We start from the raw sequence: 23,376 nt of genomic DNA on the forward strand, positions 1-23,376 counted from the left end.
TTTTTTTCACGCGAATTCGCTTACAATTGGTATGCACCGAGTCCGCCAAAAGACCATCCATGCAAACTGACCTGGGCAAGTTCATCCTGGAAGAAGCTCCCGGCGGCATCATTGCCACCGATGGCCATGACGTCGTGCTGTTCTGGACCAAGGGCGCAACGGAGATTTATGGTTACAGCGCGGAAGAGGCGCGTGGCCAACGGCTGGCGGAACTGATCGGCATGCCGGGCCAGCCGGTGCGGCAGGAATTCGGCGCCGATTTCGAATACCTGCGGCGCCGCAAGGATGGCCAGGCCGTCTATGTCGGCGCTGCCTGCAAGGCGGTCTACACGGCCCAGGGCGCAATCGAATACGTCATCCACAGCCAGAACGACATCACCGACGCCAAGGCGCTGCGCGACGCACGCCAGGTCGAGTCGCGCTACCGCGGCCTGCTGGAGTCGATGCCCGATGCAATCGTGATGGCCAACTCCACCGGCCGCATTGTGCTGGTAAACAGCCAGGCCGAGCGCCTGTTCGGCTTCGAGCCGCGCGAATTGCTGGGGAAACCAGTCGAAGTGTTGCTGCCTGATCGTTTCCGCGGCGGGCATGTCGCGCATCGGGCGCAATACTTTGTGCAACCGCGCACGCGCACCATGGGCGCCGGGCTTGAGCTGTACGGCTTGCGCAAGGATGGCCTGGAGTTTCCCGTCGAGATCAGCCTCAGCGTGATCCAGATGGAAGACGGCGCCATCGTGATGAGCGCGATCCGGGACATTGGCGAGCGCAAGAAAGCCGAACAGAAATTCCGCGGCTTGCTGGAATCGGCGCCCGACCCGATGGTGATTGTCAACGCGCGCGGCGAAATCGTGCTGGTCAATACCCGCACCGAGCAACTGTTCGGCTACCAGCGCCAGGAGCTGCTTGGCAAGCCGATTGAAATCCTGATACCGGCTCGTTTTGCGGGGCGGCACCCGGCGGCGCGCGGCAGCTTCTTCGACAAGGCCCAGCCGCGCGCCATGGGTGCCGGCACCGACTTGTATGCGATGCGGCGCGACGGCTCGGAATTCCCGGTGGAGATCAGCCTGAGTCCCTTGAAGACGGAAGACGAGCTGCTGGTCTCGAGTGCAATCCGCGACATCAGCGGCCGGCGCCAGATTGAGCACAAGCTGCTGGAGCAGAAGCTGGAACTGGAGCAGGCCAGCAGGGCCAAGGACCATTTCCTGGCCAGCATGTCGCATGAATTGCGCACGCCGCTGAACGCCATCCTCGGCTTCGGCCAGCTGCTGCATAACGAAAAACTGCCGCTGACGCAGCAGCAGCGTTATGCCTTTGCCGGCAATATCGTGCAGGCTGGCCAGCACCTGCTGCACCTGATCAATGAAACACTGGACCTGGCAAAGATCGAGGTCGGCGCCGTCACGCTGTCGCTCGAACCGGTGGCGCTGGACGACCTGCTGCACGAAGCCAGCAAGATGATCGAGGCCATGGCCGACGCGCGCCAGGTGACGGTCTACCTGTCCGAGCCACGTGGCATGTATGTCCGGGCCGATCGCATCCGCCTGCGGCAGGTCGTGCTGAACCTGCTGACCAATGCGGTCAAGTACAACAGCAAGGGCGGCCACGTCTGGGTCGCCTGCGGCGAGGCGGATCCCGGCCGTACCTGGCTGGCCGTGCGCGACGACGGCCCCGGACTGAGCGGCGAACAGATATCCGGCCTGTTCCAGCCTTTCAACCGGCTTGGCCAGGAGGGCGGCTCGGAAGAGGGCAGCGGCATCGGACTTGTGCTCAGCAAGCGCCTGGCCGAGTTGATGAACGCGTCAATCAGCGTCGCCAGTTCGGTTGGGCAGGGCAGCACCTTTACGGTTGAGTTGGCAGCCACCGCGCCGCAACAGCTGCCGCGTCAGGACGGCCAGGAAGACTTGCGGTTGCCGGCAGTTGCAGGTGGCCGCCATGGCAAGCCGCTACTGCTGTATGTGGAAGACAATCCTGCCAACCTCAAGCTGGTGGAGGAAATCGTCAAGCTTCACCTCGACCTCGAACTGCTGTCGGCAACAGACGGCAATACCGGAGTCGCGCTGGCGTGCAAATACCTGCCCAATGTAATCTTGATGGATATGAACCTGCCGGGCATCAGCGGCCGCGAAGCCCAGCGACGCTTGCGCCAGGACGTCACGACACGCGACATTCCAGTGGTTGCGCTCTCCGCCAACGCCATGCCGCTTGACGTGCAGGCAGCGCTGGAGGCAGGCTTCTTCCGTTACCTGACCAAACCCCTGAACATCAAGGACTTCCTGGAAGTGGTCGGGGAAGCCCTGGAACAGTCGCCCTAACCATAGGTTTCACGTGTAACGAGGTCTGGATTGAATATTAATATTGCAGTCTTGCTAGCGGCCGGCGCCTTGTCGGGAGAACCGAAAATGCTCGACGTTAAATTCACCGTCAAGGAGACGGCCGGCCGGCCCGTGCTGCACATTGCCCTGGCCAACCATTCGGCCCGGCCGGTAAAGGCCCTGCGCGCGCTGGCGACGGAAGAAGAGATGTTCGGCAAGCTGTTCGAAATACGCGATGCGGAAAGCGGGCAGCTCCTTGAATATCAAGGCATCATGGTCAAGCGCGGGCCGCTGACCGACGAAGATTATCTCGCCATGAAGGCGGGCGCGCGCCGCAGCAATGCAATCGACCTGGCGCCGGCCTACGGCTTCAAGCAAGGCCGCCATGCTTACACGATCAGTTATGCCGGGCATTACCTCATGGATGGAAAAGAAATACCGCTCACCGTTGGACCGGTACGCTTTGAGCATACCGGCAGGTGAGCGGCAAGGGGCGACTTATTGCAGGGCAGGTGTGTTCTCGCCGAAATATTCGTGCGAGTCGGCGTTGTCAATGGCCTGGGTCGGATTGCTGATCGCCAGGCTGGCGGCCGCCGATTGGCCATAGGCATGGTCATCGGTGCCTGCGGTTACGTTGAAGTGGCTCATCTCATGCACCAGGGTGCCGCCCTTCGAGTCGGTACCGGTCATCGGCGCGCTCCAGAATGCCTTGCAGACGTAGATCTTGTATGGCTGGTTCGGATATACGTAGGCGTAATACGATTGCTTGCAGCCGCAGTCGACAGTGACCGGCTTGTTGTCGAAGGCATCCTTGATGGCCGTGAAGTGCGACTTTACGGTCGAGTAGCGGCTCGAAGTGTAAGTGCCGAACCACTTGGTGTAGCGCTGGCCGGTCTTGTTGGCGCCCAGATAGCCGTTGGCGTCGTTGGCCATGTTCTTGGCGGCCGACACGGCGCTGGTGACGGTCGATTGCTGCGACGCGGTGCACTTGCTGAATGACAGGCTGCCAGCGAGCGCTTCCGGCGCGGCCGGTGCCTTGGCGACGCTGCCGCGCGGCAGGCTGCCTTCGATCGAAATGGCGAGCGCATCCGATTGCAGGGTATCGGACTGGCGCTTGTCTACCGCTTTGCCCATCGGGTCCATGCTGCTGAACAGCTTGGATGATTTGGTGAGGTAGCGGATGGAATAGTCGCCCGAGATGCTCATGTTATACAGGTGGGACAGTTCCACCGTCACCTTGTGCGACTTGCCCGGGTGGATCACATAGTAATCGGCAGGCGTCGGCGCAGCACGCTTGACGTGCATGCCCTCATACGGCACTTTGGCGCCGTCGCGGGTGACTTCAAACAGGGATTCCTCAATTTCGCCGAACGGGGTGTGCCACTTCAGGACATACTGCGGCACCGACGACGTGTTGGTCAGGGTCACCTGGACCATGACGTCATCGCTCGGGCCCAGAGCGCGTTTGTCCATGCTGATGCTGGCGGTCAGTCCGTCGGCCGCATAGGCGCCCAGGCTGAAGGAAGCTGCGAGTGCGAAAGCGCCAAGGTGTTTCAAGTTCATTCGTCTCTCCGTCCGGTTGTGGTTGGGTGATCCAATCTTGCCGGGGAGGCTGCGCCAGTTCAATCGAAATCGCAAACTTGTCGTCATTTCAACAACGGATCCGTTACGCCTTGAACAAGGAGCGCCGGATTTGTCCAATCTCGGACAGTTGTAACGCGCTCAGGCCTCGCTTTGGCGCCGGATGGCCATCAGGATGCCGCAACCGATGCCCAGCGTTACCAGGGCCGTGCCGCCGTAGCTGAAAAAGGGCAGGGGCACGCCAACCACCGGCACCACGCCGCTCACCATGCCGATATTGATAAAGGCATAGGTGAAGAAAATCATGGTGATGGCGCCACCGAGCAGGCGGGAGAACGGGGTCACCGCAGCGGCCGAAATCTGCAGGCCGCGCCAGATCAGCAAGGAATACAGCAGCAGCAGCGCAATGCCGCCCAGCAGGCCGAATTCCTCAGCAAAGACCGAGAAAATGAAGTCGGTGGAGCGCTCCGGGATGAAGCCGAGATGACCCTGGGTGCCGTCCAGCCAGCCGCGGCCCGCCATGCCGCCGGAACCGATGGCGATTTTAGCTTGTGTAATCTGGAAGCCCTTGCCCGCCGGGTCTGCGTCCGGATTGAGGAAGGTCAGCACCCGTTGGCGCTGGAAGTCGTGCAGCAGCTGCCACACGATGGGCACTGCCGCCAGGGCGCAGCCAGCCAGTGCGGCGAGCGCCTTCCATGACAGGCCCGCCAGTACGATCACATAGAATCCCGCTGCCAGTACCAGCATCGCGGTACCGAAATCGGGCTGCTTGGCAATCAGGCCGACAGGAATGGCCAACAGCACGGCGGCCGCGACAAATACCTGCCAGCCTTTGGCGCCATCGAAACGATGGAAGTACCACGCCAGCATCATCGGCATCGCGATCTTCATCATTTCCGAGGGCTGGAAATCGTGACCCAGGTTCAGCCAGCGCGTCGAACCTTTTTTCGTCACGCCGAACAGGAATACCGCCACCAGCAAGGCCACACCCAGCGAATACAGCGTGACCGCATGGCGCATCAGCATCGAGGGCGGGATGTTGGCCACGGTCCACATCAGGCCCAATGCCATCAGCACGTTACGCAATTGCAGTTCAAAGCGGCCGGGAAAATCGGCTGACGCGGAGTAGAGGGTGAGCAGGCCGGCTGCCAGCAGCAGGGCGAGGATGGCGGCCAAAGGCGCGTCAACAGCCAGCACCGGCCGCAGGCGGCGCCACAAAGGGGGACTGCCGCTCATTGGAAGGCCTGCAGCCAGATGACGCGGCCCGCCAGCACGGCAAAACCTGTAAGTGCGATCGCGCCAAGCATGGCAAGCCGGCGGCGGAACTGTTTTTCCTCATTTTTCATGGCCGAAATTATAAGGCCAAGGCTAACGCTCCCGCACGTAGTTTCCAGGGGCTTCACATAACCACGGATAATCCGGATGGGCCTCCGGCGCCGGCTCGCGCCATTCGCCGCAGCGCCCATGCAGCCATGCGGTCCAGTCCTGCCACCACGAGCCTGGCGTGGGCGATTGCACAGCCAGCCAATCCTTGGCATCACGGCCCGCCACCAGGGGCGCCGACCAGTACTGCTGTTTGGCGCTGCCCCCCGGCGGGTTGATAATGCCGAGGATATGGCCGGAGGCGGTCAGCACATAATGCACCGGCGCGCCCACCAGCGCGGCGCTGCGGTAGGTGCTGCGCCAGGGCGTGATGTGATCGGCCACCGCACCGACCGCATACAGGGGTTGGCGGATGCGGCCCAGGTCCAGCTTTTGGCCACGCATGTCGAGCGCATCGGCCTTGGCCAGGCGGTTGGCCAGGTACAGCTGCCGCAGGCAAAAGCTATGCGTGGCGCGCGGTTGCCGCGTGCCGTCCGAGTTCCAGGCCAAAGGCGCCAGCGCCGGTGCCGGTTCGCCAAGCAGATATTTGTGCACCACGTAGCGCCAGATCTGCGTGTTCGGGCGCAGCATGCGAAAGCTCCAGCCGATCTGCTGCGAATCAAGGAAGCCCTGGCGTGCCATCAGGCCGTCGAGCAGCGCTACGCTTTCGTCGCTAATGAAGCTGGCGATATCGCCAGGCTTGGAAAAATCGGTGAGCGTGGCCAGCAGGGTCCAGTGTGCGACCGGGATATCGCGCACGGCGCGGTGGCGCCGGTTCAGCCACGCCATGAGGGCCGACAGGGCGGTACCGCCAATGCAGTAGCCGACCGCGTGTACCTGCGGGGCGCCGGCGACAGTGCGCGCTGCCTCGATCGCCGCGAGGATGCCGTCGAACAGGTGGTCCTCGAAGCTCACCTCCTGCATATCGCCGCGCGGGTTCTTCCAGCTCAAGACAAAGACCTCGAATCCCTGCCCGACCAGGTGGCGCACCATGCTTTGCCGTTCGGTCAGGTCCAGGATGTAGTACTTGTTGATCCAGGGCGGAACCAAGAGCAGGGGCACCGATCGTACTTCGCGGCGCACAGGCGCGTACTGGATCAGCTCCATCATCTGGTTGCGCATCACAACGCGGCCCGGCGTCGCTGCCAGGTCGCGTCCAAGCTGGAACTGCGCCGGATCCACCATGCGCAGATCGCCGGCCAGGAGGTCGCGCAGCCATTCTTCGAAACCGTGCTTGAGGCTCGCGCCGCCGCTGTCGAATGCGCGGCGCAGTACTTCTGGATTAGTCAGCGCAAAGTTACTCGGTGCAATCGCATTGCACCAGTGCCGCAGCCAGAATGCGGCACTGTGGGCTTCGCTCTCGGCGACGCCAGGCGTGTCGTACACCTGGCGTTCGAGCGTACGCGTGAAGCCGAGGTATTGCTGCATCAGTCCATGGAAGAAGGGATTGTCGCGCCAGGCCTCGTCGCTGAAGCGGTCGTCGCCCTCGGCTGCTTCAGCCAATGGCGCAGGCATGCCGCTGGCCCAGGTGACGCTGGCCAGTTCCTGCCACGCCCGGGCCATCTCCAAGGGATGCGCCAGCCATGCGGCGGCGACATTGGCAAATGGATTTGGCATGCAGGCCAGTATAGACCTAATGCGCCATCAATACCGGTAGCGTCATGCTTTGCAAAACAGTGCGGGATGCCCCGCCCAACATGATTTCGCGGAAGCGGCTATGACCATAGCAACCCATGACGAGCAGGTCGGCATCTGTGTCCGCGGCGAAAGAGAGCAGGGCCGATCCGACATCGATCGCGGTTGCCTGTGAGGAGACCTCGACGCTGACGCCATGACGGGCCAGGTACAGCGCCATATCGGCACCGGGTTCGCCGCCATGGGTGTCCGGTTCGCGGCCGGCATTGAAGACGGCCAGCGTGACCTTGCCGGCGTGCTCCATTAGTGGGATCGCCGCCGTGATGGCACGGGTGGCCTCCATGCTGCCATCCCAGGCCACCAGCACGCGCTGAAAGGGCGCTTCGTAATGTCCGGCGTAGGGCACGACCAGAACCGGTCGCGCGCTGTTCATGGCGACATATTCCGGCGTTTCTTCTTCCAACGGCGAAATCGGATCGTCCTGGTTGACCTGGCCCAGGACCACCAGGTCGCCGTAGCGCGACTGCAGCACCAGGCCATCGGAGGCCTGGTCATCCAGCAGGCGCGATTCGAATGACGGCATATCAAGCATCTGGCATTGCGACTCGAAACGCCGCAGGTTGGCACGCGCGTTCTCGCGCGCCTCGTCGATGCATTGGGCGGCCATGCCGACGCCCATTGCCGTAGCGTGATCGGCGTACAGGAAGCGGGAAATGCCGGTCATTGCCGTACCGACCAGGCGACCATTGGACATGCGCACGATCTGGGATGCAAGCCGCACCCTGCGTTCGGTTTCGGCGGAACTATTGACGTGCACGACGACGGTCTTGAAGCCCATGGCAGCCTCCGTGTTGGATAGATAAGAAAAGTCTAGGGTTTTGCGCAATCCAGCGGCATGATCTGGGTCAACTTCAATCTAATCCGGTAACTTGCATAAGCAAGTGTTGACTTTTAGATGCGAATGGTTATCATTTGCGTTTTCATATAAAAGCCAGCCTGTTGCCAGCTAAAGATCATTCAATTAGCTGAGGTAACGATGGGTAAGAAGAAGTTGGCCGTCCTGCTGGGGTTGGCTTTTCCGCTGGCGGCAGTTGCGGAAGACGCGGCGCTGATGCCACAAATCCAGGTCACTGCACAAAAGCTGGATTCGTACACTACGGACCGCAGCCGCACTGCGACGCCGCTGAATATGTCCTTGCGCGACACGCCGCAATCGGTGTCCGTGGTGACCCAGCAGCGCATTGAGGACCAGGCGCTGCAGACCGTGACCGATGTCGTCAACAATGTGACCGGGGTCTCGGTCAACCAGTACGAAACCCACCGCGCCGGCTTCACTGCGCGCGGCTTCGACATCGACAACCTGCAGATTGACGGCGCGCCGACCACCTGGGACCAGCCCTGGAGTTCCGGCGAAGTGGTGGGCAGCCTCGCCATCTACGACCGGGTGGAAGTGGTGCGCGGCGCGACCGGCCTGATGACGGGCGCCGGCAACCCGTCGGCCGCCATCAACCTGGTGCGCAAACGCGCCACAAGCAAGGAGCTGACCGGCAGCGCCGAGATTGGCATTGGCCGCTGGAATGAGCGCCGCGGCATGGTCGACGTTTCCTCAGGCGTCAATGCCAACGGCACTGTGCGCGCACGCGTGGTCGGGGAATACCAGCGGTCCGACAGCTGGCTTGACCTCCTGAAGAGCAAGAGCAATACCTTCTACGCTACGGTGGAGGCCGACCTGGCCCCGCGTACCGTGCTGTCCGCAGGCTACAGCCGCCAGAAGAACGAACCCAAGGGCCCGATGTGGGGCGGCCTGCCATACTGGTACACAGACGGCAGCAAGACCAACTGGGATGCATCGAAAACTTCCGCCGCGGACTGGACCCGTTGGGAGAGCGAATTCGAGAACGCATTCGCCGACCTGGAACACGCCTTTGACAATGGCTGGACGTTGCGCGCGGGTTTCAGCCAGGGCGAGCGCAAAGCCGATTCAGCGTTGCTTTACCTGTCCGGCGTGCCGGAGCGCGTGACGGGCCTGGGCGTAGGCGCTTTTGCCGGCTCCTACATCACCCACACCAATCAGGACAATTTCAGCCTGCACGCCAGCGGCCCTTTCGAGCTCGCGGGCCGCAAATATGAGGCGGCGGTCGGCTACATGCATTCGAAGCAGGAATTCAACGCCGACAGCCGCGCCGCCGACTACGGCAGCGGCTATCCGCCAGTAGGGAACTTCAATACCTGGAATGGCGCCGCCTATCCCGAGCCGAAATGGGGCGCGCCGACGTTTTACGAAAGCAGCGTAACCAGGCAGGAAGCACTGTACGGTGTCTCGCGTTTCTCGATCACCGATCCGTTGAAAGCGATTATCGGTGCGCGCATCACCAACTTTGACAAAACAGGCGTCGGAGCCTGGAGCCCCGCCTACCGGTTGAAGCACGATCGTGAACTGACACCGTACGCGGGCGTGGTGTACGACATCAACGAAAGCCTGTCCGCGTACGCCAGCTACACCGACATTTTCCAGCCGCAGAACCGCAAGGACCGGGCGGGGAATATCCTCGACCCGGTGGCAGGCAAGAGCTACGAGGCGGGCATCAAGGGCGAGTTCCTGGACGGCCGCGTGAATGCCTCGCTTGCAGTATTCAAGATCAAGCAGGACAAGCTGGCCCAGGAAGCCGGCCTGGTTGACCGCGACGGTGCCGGCCCTCTGGCGCCGGAAGCCTACTACCGTTCTGCGGACGGGGCCAAGAGCGTTGGTTTCGAGTTCGAGCTGTCAGGCGAACTGGCGCGCGGCTGGAACGCCACCGCCGGCTATTCGCAGTTCAAGGCGAAAGACGCTGCGGGCGCCGACATCAACAGCGTCTACCCGCGCAAGCTGTTCCGCGTCTTTACCACTTATCGCCTGGATGCGCTCACCGTAGGCGGCGGGGTGAATTGGGAAAGCCGTACCTATACGCTTGACCCCGGTGCGCCAGCGGCTACCAATGGACTGATCGAGCAGGACTCCTTCGCGCTGGCCAGCCTGATGGCGCGCTACGACTTGACGAAGCAGCTTTCGCTACAGGCCAATGTCAACAACCTGTTCGACAAAAAGCACTTCGGCATGTTTTCAGCCTACGGCGCCATTACTTACGCTGCGCCACGCAGTGTTTCGGCCAGCCTGAAGTACCGTTTCTAAATCGAGGACGACATGCGCGCAACCTGGACCCTGGTTCACCGCTACCTTGGCCTGCTCACGGCGGGCTTCCTGTTCATCAGCGGCCTGACGGGGGCGGTGATCTCATGGGACCATGAGCTGGACGACCTGCTTAACCCGCACCTGATGGCGGCGCATACGGCGGGTAAGCCGCAGTCTTCACTGGAGCTGGCGCGCCAGCTCGAGCAACGCCATCCCGAGGCAAAGGTTTCGTATATCCCGCTGCATGCAGGGCAGGGAGAATCGTTGGGGTTTGGCGTTGAGGCAAGCGGCTTCAACCAGGTGTTTGTCGATCCCGTCAGCGGCGCGGAACTGGGTAAGCGTGAGTGGGGAGCAGTCTGGCCGATCCGCAAGGAGACCCTGGTGTCCTTCCTGTATCGGCTGCACTATTCGCTGCACATTCCTGAAATGTGGGGCATGGACCGTTGGGGCATCTGGCTGATGGGCGTGATTGCGATGGTTTGGGCGGTCGACAGCTTCGTTGGCTTCTACCTCACGCTGCCTGTCCGTGCCCGCACGCCGTCTGCCCGCGGCTGGTGGCAGCGCTGGAAGCCCGCCTGGAAAGTCCGCTGGGGCGGCGGCAGTGCCAAGCTCAATTTCGACCTGCACCGGGCCGTCAGCCTGTGGACGTGGGGCCTGCTGTTCATCCTGGCCTTTACAGCGTTCTCGCTGAACCTGTACCGCGAAGTTTTCTATCCCGTGATGAAGACTGTCTCGGAGCTGACGCCCACGCCATTCGATACCAGGGTGCCGCGGGATTTGCGGAATCCGAACCTGGCCCGCGTTGGATATGCCAAGGTCCTGCAACAGGCCGCGCAGGAAGCCCGGCTGCGCGCATGGACCGTACCGCCTGGCAGTGTGTACTATTCGCAGGCCTATGGAATTTATGGCGTGAGTTTCTTCAAGCCGGGCGACGATCATGGTGCTGGCGGCGTGGGACCGGCGGTGCTGTATTACGACGGCATCGATGGCCGCCTGCTGGGTGACCGCCAGCCATGGAAAGGAACTGCGGCCGATATATTCGTCCAGGCGCAGTTCCCCCTGCATTCCGGCCGCATCCTCGGACTGCCGGGGCGAATCCTGATTTCCGCCATGGGAATCGTGGTCGCCATGCTCAGCGTCACCGGAGTGGTGATCTGGTGGCGCAAGCGTTCGTCGCGGGAGAGGGCGGCCGCAGCGCAAAAAAGTGCGATGCAGCCCGCCCTGTGAAGCGCTCAGTGCCGCCGGCCGCGGCGGAGGGCGGCTGCCAGTGCCAACAGGCCAAGCGCAAATATCGCGGCGCTCGCAGGCTCAGGCACCACCTGTATCGCGCCACCGGTCGCCCTGGCCAGGTAATCGAGGTAGCTGTTCAGGGCAATGCCGCCAAAATAGGTGCCGAAGGCACCGGCAACAATGCCATCCGGCGTACCGCCAAAGGTGTTGGTAGCGATCAGCATCAATTCGCCATACTGCTCGATAAACGAGGGGCCGCCCGAATCGCCGCCGCCGATGCCAGATTCACGATCGTTGGCCAGCTGTGCGGAGCACGCCAGGCCCCATTCGCAGAAGGTGTCGTGGCCATTGCCATCGAAGTCGGCGTACCAGACTTCGTTGGGTCCACTGAAACCCTGTTCGTCATCGGCATCGAACAGGTCGACGACGTTCTGGCCAGTACGCTTGATGCGGAAGTCCGGGCTGATGGTGTAGCCTTTGATGCCGTCGCCCGAAGTGCCGTAGCCGGCCATGATAAGGCGGGTATTGGCCTGCAACTGCTGGCCTGCCAGCTTGTAGATCTTGGCCGACGGAGGCGCATCCTGGCCGAGTGTGATGACGGCCAGGTCATCGTTCACGCAAAAGCCTGACACGCCGGCCGGGCAATTGCCAAATCCCGCGTAGTTGGGATTCATCTGGACTTTGGACGCGGTTACTACGGCACGCCCAGGGTCGCCCGGCGTGGAGGAAGCATTGAATACAACGCGGACATCGTTGCCAGGCTTGTTAAGGTCGATCAGGCTGCCTTTGCCATTCGTATCCACGCAATGGCCAGCCGAGACCACCTGGCGCTTGCCGACCAGTGCACCTGAACAGATATAGCTCAGTCCGTCATAGCGGATATTGATGCTTACCACGCCGGAGAAAGGCGAGGCGGCAGTATTGGGATCTACGTGGGCTGCAGGGGTGTCAGGCAGTGCGCCCGATGTGATCAACGGTGTGATGGTGCCGCCTGGCGTAGCGTGTGCTGTGCCGGCAAAAGCAATGAACGCCAGTGCCATGCCGAACAGTTTTTTTGCGATGTTTGGTCCCACGTCGTTCCCTCCCGAGAATATTGCTCAGTGAATGAATACGTTGGGAAAACGTTTAGCAATAAACGGGCCCAGCAAATAAGCCGCTTTACTTTCAGTCACTTACTTTGCGGGGGCAGCAGGCGCTTGAAAAAATGTAAAACTTTCCGACATTGCATTGCAAATTGATATACAGCGCCGGCATGTTACTGCCGAGCTGCAAGCCGCCGCCTGGCGGCAACCAGGGTATCGGTAATGTTGCCGATGCTGAAGGGCTTCACGATAAATCCCATTGCACCGCGCGAGACGGCCGACTGGACGACGCCCTGGTCGTTATTGCCCGATACGACAATAACGAAGACGTCAGGGCAGCGCGCTTTGATTTCGGAGATTAATTCCAGGCCATCACCATCGGGCAGGCCGAGGTCCAGCAGCACGATATCGGGCGATAGTTGCGTGCATCGTGCAAGTCCGGCCTGGGCTGTTCCGGCTTCTCCCAGAACCGCCAGTTCTGCTTCATTCGCACCGAGGCGCATCATCGAGCGCATCATTGCGTTGTCGTCGATGATGAAAACGGACTTCGGCTGCTGTTTGTGGAACGGAGCGATAGTAGCGTTTTGCATGGCGCGCCCTGTCTGCTAGCTGTCAGCACCGGCAGGTTAACATCATGCAGCGCCGCGTGGCGCGCGGCTCCCGCGTTCAGAAGCGATAGCCGAGGTTAAGCCAAGCCATCGCCTGCCTGTCATGGGGCTCGGAGCGCGGCGCCCCACCACGGATACGCCAGGCAGCAACCAGTGAGGCATTGAAGGCGCGATTGTCGTAACGCAGGCCGAGGCCCGCACCGGCCAGGGAGCGGTGGTTGCTGTCGCTGGTCCATGGCTCGCGGTTGGCGGTGATGCGGCCGGCATCGTAAAAAACGTAAGGCATGAAGGCGCCGGCAGCGTAGCGCAGTTCGAGCTGGACCAGGGCACCCGCATCGCCATAACCCTCGCCTCCGGGATAGGCACGCACGCCATTCCGGCCGCCGAGCCCGAATTTCTGGGACGAGTCCAGGTTCTTGCTGGCCCATTGCGCCGATAGGCGTCCATACAGGTCCACGTGTTCGGCCACCGACTGGATGCGGGCGAGGTCCAGGTTCAGCTTGGAGAAATGGCCGGCGCTGCGGGAGGTCGTTGCGTCGGTCTCCAATAAGGCGCCATCGAGGCTGAGGCGTCCCGGCGTCCATGAAACGGCGCCGTAGGTGACACCGCCGCGCAGCAGGTTGTCGCGCACGTCGAAATTCATGGCAATCGGCACGCTGTTGCTCGATTTGTCGCTGCTGCTGTCTGTGGCGCCTTGCCGGTCGCGCAGGCGCTTATGTTCCAGCGTCGCCGACAAGGTCAGGTTGCGGCGCTGGGATCGAACCAGCGGATAGCTCAGCCCAGCGCTGCTGACATTTGCCGTGCCGGTTGCATTGAGGGCCGCAAAGCTGTCCGCCAACGCGTAGTAGGAACGGCTGTAGCCAACGCGGCCGCGCAAGCCGCTTGCGCCCAGCGGGACGGCGTATGCCGCGGAACCAAACCACATTTGCTCGTTGGTGTACATGCCCTGCAGCGAGACCTGGTCGCCAAGCGTAAACGGGCTGTCAATGTCCAGGTTGGCATGGGCGCGGGTGCGCCCCGTGTAACGCGTGCCGTTGTTATCGAGCCCGATCTCGCCTGCGTAACGATGATTGCGCTGCACTTCGACGGCAAGGTCGCCGGTACCAACCTCCTTCCCGGGACGCACCACAGGAATGCTGCGCACGCCCGGCTGGTCGTCGAGGATAAGGGTGACACGCTCGAGTTCATGGCTTTCAATCACACTGCCGGGCTGCAGTGGTGACAGGAAACGCAGTGCTGCGGGACTGAGGGACTTGTCACCGTTGCTTGTAATTGCACCGTAGCGGCCTTCCAGCACTTCGATGCGCAGGCTGCCTTGCTGCAGATCCTGCTGCGGCAGGTACGCTCGAGCAAATGGATAGCCCGCTGCACGATAGTAAGTGGAGAGCTTGTCCGCCAATGCACTCAGGCCGGCGAAGTCGAAAGTCCTGCCAACCACAGGGCCCAGTTCGCGCAGGAGTTCTTTCTGTGGGATGAGGGTATTGCCGGTGACGGTTACCTGTTTCAGCGTTACCGTCAGTCCGCCAGGAGGGACTGTGGCGGGAGGGGGCGGGGGAGGTAACGGGAGCGGTGGTGCGGGAACAGGCTCCCGCAGCTCCCGCTGCCCGTTTTCCTGCAAAGACTGCGCGCCTTGCTGGGCAAAGGCCGCCTCGGCGAAGGCGTAAAAGATGGCGATGGTCAGAATGGTGTTGGCTGGTCGCATGTCGGCTTTCAACGCTGTCTGATTGACAACTCCATTCTATCGTTACTTTTGGTCGTTTGTCGCTGTTCCTTCATTAATTGGGACGGCAGATGGCATCTGGATGCCGCCAGAGACCACAAACACGCTCAGGAACTTGACGTCGCGGCCAGCGGTCAGGCTCTGGGTTGCAGGCATGTTGTCACGATTGCCGGAGCCGGATTGAACGCTGCTGGAGTCGCTGACATCGGTGTAGTTCAAGCCACCGACGCTCAGCGAGGGCAAGGTTGGGGTTGCGCCACCCGTGATGATGGGGCTTGCGGCCTGGGCTGCGATAGCGGTCCTTGCGTCTGGCATGGCCGATGGTTCTACGGCCGGTGCCGGCGCCGCCATTGGCGTGGGAACTGGCGCTGCTACAGGCGCAGGTTCTGGCGATACTGCTGCAGCTGGTGCTGGAACCGGGACGCTGATTGCAACTGGAGCCGGGGCAGGCGCTGCTACAGGGGCTGCTACAGAGGCTGCTACGGGCGTTGGCTCAGGCACCGGGATTGCGGCCGGGGCTGCTACCACAACAGGGGCTGGCGCCGGCGTCACGACCGGGGCCGGAGCTGGAACGACGATCGGCGTTGGCTCAGGCGTCGTGACCGGAACCGGGGCCGGAACCGGCGTTGGCACAGGCACGGAGACTGGTTCCGGGACCGGCGTTGGCACCGGAACGCTGACTGGTTCTGGAACTGGCGTTGGCACAGGCACCGAAACTGGTTCAGGAACTGGCGTTGGCACCGGAATGGTGAGCGGCTCTGGAACTGGCATCGGCACAGGTACTGTGACTGGTTCTGGTTCAGGCGCCGGGGCCGGCGTGGTCTCTGGAGCTGGAACAGGAGTTGGAATCGGTACAGGCGTTGGCACCGGCAGCGCCGTGATGCTGGCCGTCGTCGCGCCGCTGCCGGAGAAGCTGTAATTGCCTGCATCGCTGCCACCGAGTGCAAGACCAGCCACATTGACGTTAAGCGAGCTGCCTGGGGTCGCTTGTGCGAATTGCGCAGTCGCCGCGCTGCTGTCGATATGTACATCATCATCGCTGATCACGCCGCCCAGCGAACCGCCGGAGGTCAGCGCTGCCACTGTATTGCCGTCCTCCACTTTGTCTGCTGCGGCCAGGTCGCCCACAGTCAGTGCTTTCGGGAAGATCGAAGCCATAAGCCCAACCGGCATCGTCAACTGATAGTTCGACGCCAGGCCAGTGCCATCAGCCAGCACGATACCGCTCACGGAAACAGCTTTGTTGCTGCCCGCGTTGCGGTCCGCAAACGCCCCCGCCTGGCCGGAGAAGCTCAAAGTTTCCGAACCAACCAGGCCACTCAGCGTGCCGCCAACCAGGGTTGCGCCAGTCGTCGCATCATAGGTCTTGTCAGTTGCGGACATGCCAACGATGGTCAATGCCTTGCGTGCGATGGAAGCAGTCGTGCTGGCCTGGTCCGTAATGGTGTAGTTGCTGGCGTACGCCCCGCCGTAGCTGCTGTTGATGCTCACCAGCTTGCCGGCGCCGGCATTCTTATCGGTGAACGCGCCGGAGACCGTCAGGCTGATCGCCTCGCCGTCGACCAGGTTGGAGAACACGGCATTGCCCGCATTAAGCTGCGCCACCGCACTACCGTCATAAGTCTTGCCTGCCGCGGTAATGCCCGACACTGCCGTTGCACGCGGCGTGATCGAACCGGTTACGCCAACTGGATTGCTGATGGTGTAGTTGGAAGCCAGGCCGGAGCCATCCGACAGCACCAGGCCGCTCACCGTCACCGATTTCGCCGAACCTGCGTTCTTGTCCGCGAAGATCCCGGAAAGGCCGGAGAAGTTCAAAGTCTCCGCACCGACCAAACCGTTCAGGGTGCCGCCGTTAAGGGTTGCCGAGGTATTGCCGTCGTAGACTTTGTCAGTCGCAGCAAGACCGGTAAGGGTCAACGCTTTCGCCGCGATGGACGCGGAGTTCGCCGCACCAGCCGATCCAAGGCCGGGCAGGGAGTAGTTTGAAGCAAGGCCGTTGCTGCCATCGGTCAGCGTCATCGCATTCAGGTAGCTCGCGCCATTCACATTGGCGCTATTAGCGGCAGCGCCGGTGTAGTTCAGGCTTTCACCGGACACCAGGTTCCCCAGCATGACGTAACCACTCATATCGGTGCTGCCGTCATAGGTCTTTGCCGCCGCCACGGAAACAGCGCGTGCGGTGATGCTGGCGGAAGCACTGGCAGAAGTGCTGGCAAGCGCGTAGTTGCCGGCGTCCGCGCCGCTAAGCGTGATATTGCTGATGTCGACCGTATAGTTGCCGACATTCTTGCTTGCGAAAGTTCCGTTGCCGCTCAGGTTGACCGCATCACCGCTGACGACGCCGGTGGCCGATACATTGGCTGCCGTCGTGCCGTCATATACTTTGCTGGCGGCAGCCGGGGTCAAGGTCTTTGGTGTAATGGTGTAGCTGCCCGTGTTGAAGTAGCCGATAGCGTAAGTGGTGCCGCCGCTGGTATAGCTGGTCGGATTTGCGGCATCGGCGTTCAAGCCGGCATAAGAACCGGCGTTCTTGCTGCTGGTGGTATAGGCCACAGCCGGCGTGAGCGATGAAACGGAAAATCCTCCCGGGCCGCCCATCGTGGTGAATGCCAGGCCGGTGGCGATGCTGTTGCCGTCGTACGTTTTGGTGCCGGCCGCATTCTGGATCACGTAAAGCGGCTGGGTCGACATGCTGACCGCCTGGTAGGTCGCGTACAGGTAGCTGTTGTTCGCGCCAGGAATGACCAGCGTCCCGCAGTTCGGATAAGGCGTCGCACAGCTCGACAACTGCGGCGATTGGGTATATGCCGACAACTGCGGCGCGCCGTTGACGAACACCAGCCAGCTGGCAACCGAGTTCCCCCGGAATGCCACGCGCGCACGGTTGCCATAAGAGACCAGGCCAATTGCGCCCTGGTCCAGCACTGCCTGGGTATTGCCCGCCGTGGTATTGGAGGCATTCAGCAGCATGCCGCCGCCCGCCGAATTGCCGACCGTCGTGAGTGTGTTGGAATTGCCTTCGAAGGCGACGCCAAAAGTCTTGATGCCGGCCGTACTGACGCCGGTGATGAACAGGTTGCCGGTGCCGGAGTTGATGTTCGCATTCGACATGATGTACACGCCGCCGGTAACGCCAGCGTAGCTGCCGCTGTTGGAACCGACCACGGATTTGCCGTTGATGACGATATTGCCGCCGTCGGACAGGATGGATCTTGCACGCTGGAGGACAACTGCAGCCGTGCCGGAGCTTGAATTGAGTGCGTAACCGAAGCCATTGACCTGGCTGCCGGCATTGCTGCCGACCATGATATTGCCGCCGTTGGACTTGATGTCGGCATTGATGTCAACGCCGCCCAGGGTGTCATTGGCGGCATTGGCCGCACTCAGGGTCACGCCAAGCTTGCCTGCGGTGGAGGTGATGTCGCTGTTGACGATGATATTGCGGTCGGCACGCAGCGCCAGGGTTGCGTCGCCGCCGCTGGTCTTGGCGATGGCGCTGGCGACCGTGATGTCGCCGCTTCCTGAGCCGGTGCTGCCGTAGTTCGAAACATTGGACTGGGTAGTGACGGTCACGCTGGTGCCCAGGTTCAGGGCGCTGACGATATTGCTGGCGGCGCTGGTATCGATGGTGTAGTTGTAGGGATCGATCAGCCAATGACCACCCTGGCCGCGCGCGGCGCTGGCATCGATCTGCACGGCGCGTGCGGTGGAGACATGCGCCGCCGAGGTCTCGATAAAGCCGCCATTGCCGCCTTCCGGCGCGCTTGCATCAAGTTTGCCGGCGATATCGATACGGCCGTTCTGCATATCGCCCAGCAGCAGGATCTGGCCCTGTTCACCGGTGGCCATGGTGCGTGCCTGCACCAGGCCTTCATTGTTGATGACAGTGCTGACCAGGTCGCCGGCAGCCCTTGCGGTCAGCAGGACGTTGCCGCCATCGGCGCGGACCGCGCCGCCGTTTTCGACCAGCGCATCGATGGCGCCTTTCTGGATCTGCAGCTTGATCGGGCCGCCCAGGTCCAGCAGCACTTCGCTGCCGGCGCCCAGGAGCACATTGCCGCGCTCGGCGGAGATCTCGCCCATATTGCTCACGCGTGCTGCAACCAGGGCGACCGTTCCGCCGTTGGCGGCTTTGATATTGCCCTGGTTGATCACTGCGTTCGAGCTGGCGCCCTGCAGCTTGTAATTTCCGGACATGAAGTCCTGGTTGCTCATGTCCAGGGTCGACGCGAGCAAGCCGCCTACATTCACCTGTGCGGTCGGCGAGAACAGGACGCCGTTGGGGTTCAGCAGGAAGACCTGGCCGTTTGCCTTGAGTGCCCCCTGGATTTGCGATACATCGCTGCCGGTAACGCGGTTCAAGGCGACGGAGGAGGCGGAAGGCTGTACAAAATTGACAGTATTCCCTTTGCCGATGGAGAACGAATTCCAGTCGATGGCCATCTTGGCGCCGCCCTGCTTAATGGTCATCGCGCCGCCTTGCTGGCTAATATGGCCTTGGCCGGCGACGACCACGCCGCCAGTCGGCAAATCTGCCGCCAACGCCGCGCCGCCAATCAGGGCCAGGCTTGCTGTCGCCAGGGCGCGGCGCGTGGCGCGCGCGCCGCGCGCTTTGCCATGGGCGCCGCCCAGTTCGGAACGCACTTGCCACATACCCATGCTGGCATTCCACACAACTCGGAAAATCCTGTTCATAACGCTACCTCAGACGTTGAATTGAGACGGATCGGGCAATCGCGTTTGCATAAACGGAGCCAGACTCGGACAGCAGGATTCAGGGCTGTTGATTGATGTGCCTTGGCGGCAGTGCGGTGCGCAGAGGTGGGGCGTCACCAGGAGGATGCTATTTCTGTACGGCAATGACGATCTTACACAGATTTGACTAGTTTTCACACGGCAATACCGAAAAATAGTTTTCTGCGTTGGTGCGGCGCGTCACCTTCCAAATCTGTAGCGACCTGGCCTGAGAAAATTAGGTGCCGCACCCAGGGGAATTTAGGTGCCAGCACCAATCCGCCCGCCGCTGATCTTTTCTAAAGTTGGTTGACCCAGACAACTTTGGCTTTTCAGCCGGGAGGAAATAATGTTTACCCCACGTTCCATCACGCCGTTCGCTATTGCAGCGCTTTTCAGTGCCGGTGCGGCGCAGGCAGGGAGCATCGACGGTGCGCGTCCACCTCGGGAGGCGCCTTCGCTTGCAGTGTCCAGTGCCATGGCCGACTACCGGAAACTCGATGCCGACGTCTCGTTTACCTTTGCCGGGCCGCATATCGATAGTTTCGCGTCGAAGGCGAAGCCCGTGATCCCAGACTATGCCATGCAGGTGCTCGTCAAACTCGGCATGCCGGCGACTGCGAAACCGGTGCGCAGCCTCCTGCTGCCATCCAAGGGCCCGATCGCCAGCCGCGACCTGGAGACCAACGGCCTGGCCCTGCCATTCGTTGCCGAGGCTGGCAGCGCGGCAAGTGCTTCGCTGGGCACAGTCGATGGCGCCGACAAGCCGCGCGACGGTACGGTAGTGCCGCGCGAGGTACGGCAGGGGCCTGCGCCGGACCCCGACCGCATGGTGGATTGGAAAAGACCGGATGCGGCCACGCTCGCGCTCGAGAAGCGCGCTGCAATGCCGATCCTCTCGGCCTTCCTGGCGCGCCATGCCAGGATGTTTGACATCGATCCGGCCCGGATCGCGCAGTCGCTGCGCATCAAGGAATATCAGACGTCGCCGCTGTTCCGCAAGCTGACGATCGAGCAGTACGTTGGCGACGAAAAAGTGCTTTATGGCCGCACGCTGGTGCATTTCGATCTTAACTGGAACGTGATAGGTATCAGCCGGATGCTGCTCACACCGGCAAAGCTGCAGCTCAAGTCCACCAGTGCCGACATCGGCGGCGGCATCAGCCCGGAACTGGCGGCACGAACTGCATTGATTGCGCCGGCGCAGGCCGAATGCAAGCAAATGCAAGTCCGTACCATCCGCAACGAGCGCACGATCGACATCGCCCGCGGCCTTCGGGTGTTTGACATTGAATCGGGATCCAGCGATGGCGAGTGCCACTGGCGCACCATTGTCGATGCAGCGAACGGGCGCATCCTCAATGTGAGCGACCTGGTCGACCGCGCCTACACGGACGCACAGGTGAATCGTTGGCGCTACCCGAGCGGCAACCTGTTTACCCCAGCGCAAGTGATTTCAACCGGCCAGTACACCCGCAATGACCGCCGCCTCGAGCACGACTTCTTCTACATGATGAACGACCACCGCTGCGAAGGCGCGGCAGAAACCATGTGCGGCGAAACCAAATTTGCGAGCAACTGGTGTTCGGCCGCGTATGGCACGGACAGCGGCAGCTCATTCATCCGCGCTACCCGCAGGACCGATCGCGACTTTGCGCCGTACTTCCCCGGCGGCGCCAGCGAGACTTTCGGCGAGACGAATGCGTATTACTGGGCGCGCCAGTTCTCGCAATGGCTGAAACCCTCGCTCGATGCAATGGGCGTATTGCCCGACTCGGCCAGCGACTTCCCGCGCGTGCTCCTGGTATCGGACGCCTGCCGCTCCGGATCGGTCCATAATTCCACCTTCGCCATTACCACCGACGACAATAAGGGCGAAGGCGGGAATGTGATCCGTCTCGCGCATCGGGATCCTGCCGGTGCGTCGAATCACAATGCATCCTGCGAAGGTGGCGGCTGCTTTGACAACCCAAGCAATCTGCATCATGAGTTGAATCACTTCTTCCTGAAACGATATTACGATTTCGGTTCGGACCTCGATTGCGGCGGCAACAACCAGATGAAGTTCATCCATGAAGGTGCGCTTGGCACTGCGGTGCCGCAGGCGTTCTGGCAGAGCTATTACGGGGTCGGCTATAAACCGTCGAGCACCGACAAGCTATACTTCTCGCACTCTGAAACCGGGCAAGTGCACGAGAATGATGCAAGCCGAATGACGGTCGGCGGCTACCTCTGTGTCAACCAGACCACGGACCAGGGACCGTATCACGCCGGCCGTGTCGTTGGACAGGCGCTGTGGGAGTTCTACCATGGCATCAAGGTCACCGGCGCGACCCAGAGCGGGACCTGGCGCCCAACTACCGATACCGACTTTAACTGGATCGTGTATTGGGCGGCCGACCTGATGGCGGCATCGACCTACAAAGACCGCTACGAGTATGCCAACCGCTTCATGGAAATCCTCGACAAGCACACCAACTGGTCGAGTGGCGGGAAGCAGGACTACTGCGAGATCTTCCAGCATCACGGCTTGCGGGACTTCATCAACGCCGATTACTGCAACTAGGCGGTGTTTTGGACCACTCCAGCCCCTGTTCAAGCTGCCAGGCCGTGCGAGCGGTCCATCGGGGGCGGTGGCGGGGGCTGGAGCGGCTGCTCGGGGCCGGACGGGGTGGGGCTTGCGGTGTTTGCTCCGGTGGCGCCTGTAGAGCCTGTGGTGCCGGTACTTCCCGTGCCGCTGGTGCCGCTGGTGCCGCTGGTGCCGCCTGTGCCTCCGGTGGTGGCGGTGCTGGCGGCTGCTTCCGGTGCCGTGGCTGTGGTGCTGCGCTCGGCGCTGCCTGGTACCGTCGCATGCACCGGTCCAGCCTGTGCCGGCGCTGTGAGGCGCCCCGAAACCTGCCCACTGCGCGCCGTCTCCGCACCGGATTGCGCGGTGATCCGTGCACGCCGATCCTCAGAAGCCAAGCGCGATTCCGCCTCCGGATTGATGGTATTCACCCGGATGCGCTCCTGCGCCTGCCCGCCGGCGAGCCGTTCCAGGTCCACATGGTCCGTCTTGAACAGCAATTCAACCGAGGAGTTCAGGTCAAGGTCGGTATTCATCTCCTCCGAGGTCTGGGTGCGCTGGGTCGAAACATAAGCGATCGTGTTCTGCATCCGCGCATCGACACCCCAGGGACCAACCTTCGCCCCGACACCAACGCTGAGGTCATTACGCTCATCAAAACTGGAGCCTCGGTCGTCATTCGCGGCGCTGCGGGTGTCGATATGGAAGCGCATCGAAGCATTCAGCCGGCCGCTTTCGATAACGATGCGCTGCAAGCCCATCATCACCATCGTGGCAAGCATCTGCTGGCGGTTGCGTGCCAGGCATGAGCGTGCAAGAGGCACCAGCCGCTCCGGGTCGCCGGCCGGAACTTCGTCCTGCGGCTGGAGTCCTAGTACGGTACGAAGGGCCGCGGGGCTTGGCATGCCGGCGCCGGGCGCCAGTTGCAGCCGCGTGGCGGCATCGCGCGCTGCCTGCTGCTCCGCGCGCTCTTCGGGCGTCATTTCGGAGGCGGGAGTAGGGAAGGCTTCCGCTTCGCCGCCCTGCACGACAAAAGCGCCGGGAAAACGTTCCGCCAGCCAGGCCCGGGCGCCGGAGACGCGGGCGTTGGCGTGTGCGCCGGTGAAGGCGCCGCGCATATGGCCGAAAAGCTCGGACTCAATCAAAGTATCGGGCAGGGCGGCGCAGTTGACCACCACGAAATTGGCCCGGCTACGCGGACTGAGCGCATGAATCGCTTGCGCAACGCATTCCTTGCCGGTCCCGGTTTCGCCGGTGATCAGTACCGAGGCCGATGAGCGCGCGACTTTGGGCAGGTATGCACGCAAAGCTTGTATCGGAGGACTAGATCCTACCAGCGTGGCATCCAGGTCCAGCATGCGGGAATCTCCAGGC

General features: G+C 62.0%; 14 protein-coding genes. 5 read left to right on the plus strand and 9 right to left on the minus strand.

Going from position 1 to position 23,376, the window contains the following annotated elements:
* Positions 1-59: 59 nt before the first annotated feature.
* The gene (locus ASD07_RS00135) at positions 60-2,312 is read left to right on the plus strand and encodes a PAS domain S-box protein (RefSeq protein WP_156397790.1); all 2,253 of its coding nucleotides are present in this window, start codon (positions 60-62) and stop codon (positions 2,310-2,312) included.
* A gap of 87 nt (positions 2,313-2,399) precedes the next feature.
* Positions 2,400-2,795 (plus strand): hypothetical protein, encoded by a 396-nt coding sequence (locus ASD07_RS00140; protein ID WP_055923415.1) that lies wholly within the window; start codon positions 2,400-2,402, stop codon positions 2,793-2,795.
* Positions 2,796-2,810: 15 nt separating this feature from the next.
* Here ASD07_RS00140 and ASD07_RS00145 read toward each other — a convergent pair whose 3' ends face one another.
* The 4 genes from ASD07_RS00145 to ASD07_RS00160 form a co-directional block, all read right to left on the minus strand.
* Entirely contained in the window at positions 2,811-3,875 is a 1,065-nt protein-coding gene (locus ASD07_RS00145) for a M35 family metallo-endopeptidase (protein WP_055923417.1), read from the minus strand.
* 159 nt (positions 3,876-4,034) lie between these two features.
* Entirely contained in the window at positions 4,035-5,129 is a 1,095-nt protein-coding gene (rodA, locus tag ASD07_RS00150) for a rod shape-determining protein RodA (RefSeq protein ID WP_055923418.1), read from the minus strand.
* Between the two features lie 132 nt (positions 5,130-5,261).
* The gene (locus ASD07_RS00155) at positions 5,262-6,872 is read right to left on the minus strand and encodes an alpha/beta hydrolase (protein WP_055923419.1); all 1,611 of its coding nucleotides are present in this window, start codon (positions 6,870-6,872) and stop codon (positions 5,262-5,264) included.
* Positions 6,873-6,888: 16 nt separating this feature from the next.
* On the minus strand, positions 6,889-7,728 hold the full coding sequence (locus ASD07_RS00160) for a universal stress protein (RefSeq protein ID WP_055923420.1): 840 nt from the start codon (positions 7,726-7,728) through the stop codon (positions 6,889-6,891).
* A gap of 198 nt (positions 7,729-7,926) precedes the next feature.
* Between ASD07_RS00160 and ASD07_RS00165 the strand changes: the two genes are divergently transcribed.
* Together ASD07_RS00165 and ASD07_RS00170 are read left to right on the plus strand one after the other, a co-directional pair.
* Positions 7,927-10,059, plus strand: a complete 2,133-nt coding sequence (locus ASD07_RS00165; RefSeq protein ID WP_055923422.1) for a TonB-dependent siderophore receptor — start codon at positions 7,927-7,929, stop codon at positions 10,057-10,059.
* Between the two features lie 12 nt (positions 10,060-10,071).
* Positions 10,072-11,286, plus strand: coding sequence for a PepSY domain-containing protein (locus ASD07_RS00170; protein WP_055923424.1), 1,215 nt, complete (start codon positions 10,072-10,074; stop codon positions 11,284-11,286).
* Positions 11,287-11,291: 5 nt separating this feature from the next.
* Here ASD07_RS00170 and ASD07_RS00175 read toward each other — a convergent pair whose 3' ends face one another.
* The 4 genes from ASD07_RS00175 to ASD07_RS00190 all read right to left on the minus strand — a co-directional run bounded on the left by ASD07_RS00175 (position 11,292) and on the right by ASD07_RS00190 (position 19,397).
* Positions 11,292-12,362: a trypsin-like serine protease gene (locus tag ASD07_RS00175; protein ID WP_055923425.1), complete on the minus strand. Its 1,071-nt coding sequence runs from the start codon at positions 12,360-12,362 to the stop codon at positions 11,292-11,294.
* A gap of 182 nt (positions 12,363-12,544) precedes the next feature.
* Positions 12,545-12,961: a response regulator gene (locus ASD07_RS00180; protein ID WP_055923427.1), complete on the minus strand. Its 417-nt coding sequence runs from the start codon at positions 12,959-12,961 to the stop codon at positions 12,545-12,547.
* Between the two features lie 76 nt (positions 12,962-13,037).
* Positions 13,038-14,681, minus strand: coding sequence for a ShlB/FhaC/HecB family hemolysin secretion/activation protein (locus ASD07_RS00185; protein WP_055923430.1), 1,644 nt, complete (start codon positions 14,679-14,681; stop codon positions 13,038-13,040).
* Positions 14,682-14,723: 42 nt separating this feature from the next.
* Positions 14,724-19,397, minus strand: a complete 4,674-nt coding sequence (locus tag ASD07_RS00190) for a YDG domain-containing protein (protein ID WP_082507024.1) — start codon at positions 19,395-19,397, stop codon at positions 14,724-14,726.
* A gap of 388 nt (positions 19,398-19,785) precedes the next feature.
* On the opposite strand from ASD07_RS00190, the gene ASD07_RS00195 reads away from it, so the two are divergent.
* Complete coding sequence (locus ASD07_RS00195; protein WP_055923434.1) at positions 19,786-22,002, plus strand: hypothetical protein; 2,217 nt, start codon at positions 19,786-19,788, stop codon at positions 22,000-22,002.
* 29 nt (positions 22,003-22,031) lie between these two features.
* Here ASD07_RS00195 and ASD07_RS32255 read toward each other — a convergent pair whose 3' ends face one another.
* Positions 22,032-23,360 (minus strand): sigma 54-interacting transcriptional regulator, encoded by a 1,329-nt coding sequence (locus ASD07_RS32255; protein ID WP_055923436.1) that lies wholly within the window; start codon positions 23,358-23,360, stop codon positions 22,032-22,034.
* Between the last annotated feature and the right edge of the window lie 16 nt (positions 23,361-23,376).

The sequence above is a fragment of the Duganella sp. Root336D2 genome, from assembly GCF_001425005.1.
Taxonomy (GTDB): Bacteria; Pseudomonadota; Gammaproteobacteria; order Burkholderiales; family Burkholderiaceae_D; genus Rugamonas.

Coding starts and splice junctions, on each gene's coding strand:
- ASD07_RS00135 (WP_156397790.1), top strand. CDS start 60: ATGCAAACTGACCTGGGCAAGTTCATCCTGGAAGAAGCTCCCGGCGGC.
- ASD07_RS00140 (WP_055923415.1), top strand. CDS start 2,400: ATGCTCGACGTTAAATTCACCGTCAAGGAGACGGCCGGCCGGCCCGTG.
- ASD07_RS00145 (WP_055923417.1), bottom strand. CDS start 3,875: ATGAACTTGAAACACCTTGGCGCTTTCGCACTCGCAGCTTCCTTCAGC.
- rodA (WP_055923418.1), bottom strand. CDS start 5,129: ATGAGCGGCAGTCCCCCTTTGTGGCGCCGCCTGCGGCCGGTGCTGGCT.
- ASD07_RS00155 (WP_055923419.1), bottom strand. CDS start 6,872: ATGCCAAATCCATTTGCCAATGTCGCCGCCGCATGGCTGGCGCATCCC.
- ASD07_RS00160 (WP_055923420.1), bottom strand. CDS start 7,728: ATGGGCTTCAAGACCGTCGTCGTGCACGTCAATAGTTCCGCCGAAACC.
- ASD07_RS00165 (WP_055923422.1), top strand. CDS start 7,927: ATGGGTAAGAAGAAGTTGGCCGTCCTGCTGGGGTTGGCTTTTCCGCTG.
- ASD07_RS00170 (WP_055923424.1), top strand. CDS start 10,072: ATGCGCGCAACCTGGACCCTGGTTCACCGCTACCTTGGCCTGCTCACG.
- ASD07_RS00180 (WP_055923427.1), bottom strand. CDS start 12,961: ATGCAAAACGCTACTATCGCTCCGTTCCACAAACAGCAGCCGAAGTCC.
- ASD07_RS00185 (WP_055923430.1), bottom strand. CDS start 14,681: ATGCGACCAGCCAACACCATTCTGACCATCGCCATCTTTTACGCCTTC.
- ASD07_RS00190 (WP_082507024.1), bottom strand. CDS start 19,397: ATGAACAGGATTTTCCGAGTTGTGTGGAATGCCAGCATGGGTATGTGG.
- ASD07_RS00195 (WP_055923434.1), top strand. CDS start 19,786: ATGTTTACCCCACGTTCCATCACGCCGTTCGCTATTGCAGCGCTTTTC.
- ASD07_RS32255 (WP_055923436.1), bottom strand. CDS start 23,360: ATGCTGGACCTGGATGCCACGCTGGTAGGATCTAGTCCTCCGATACAA.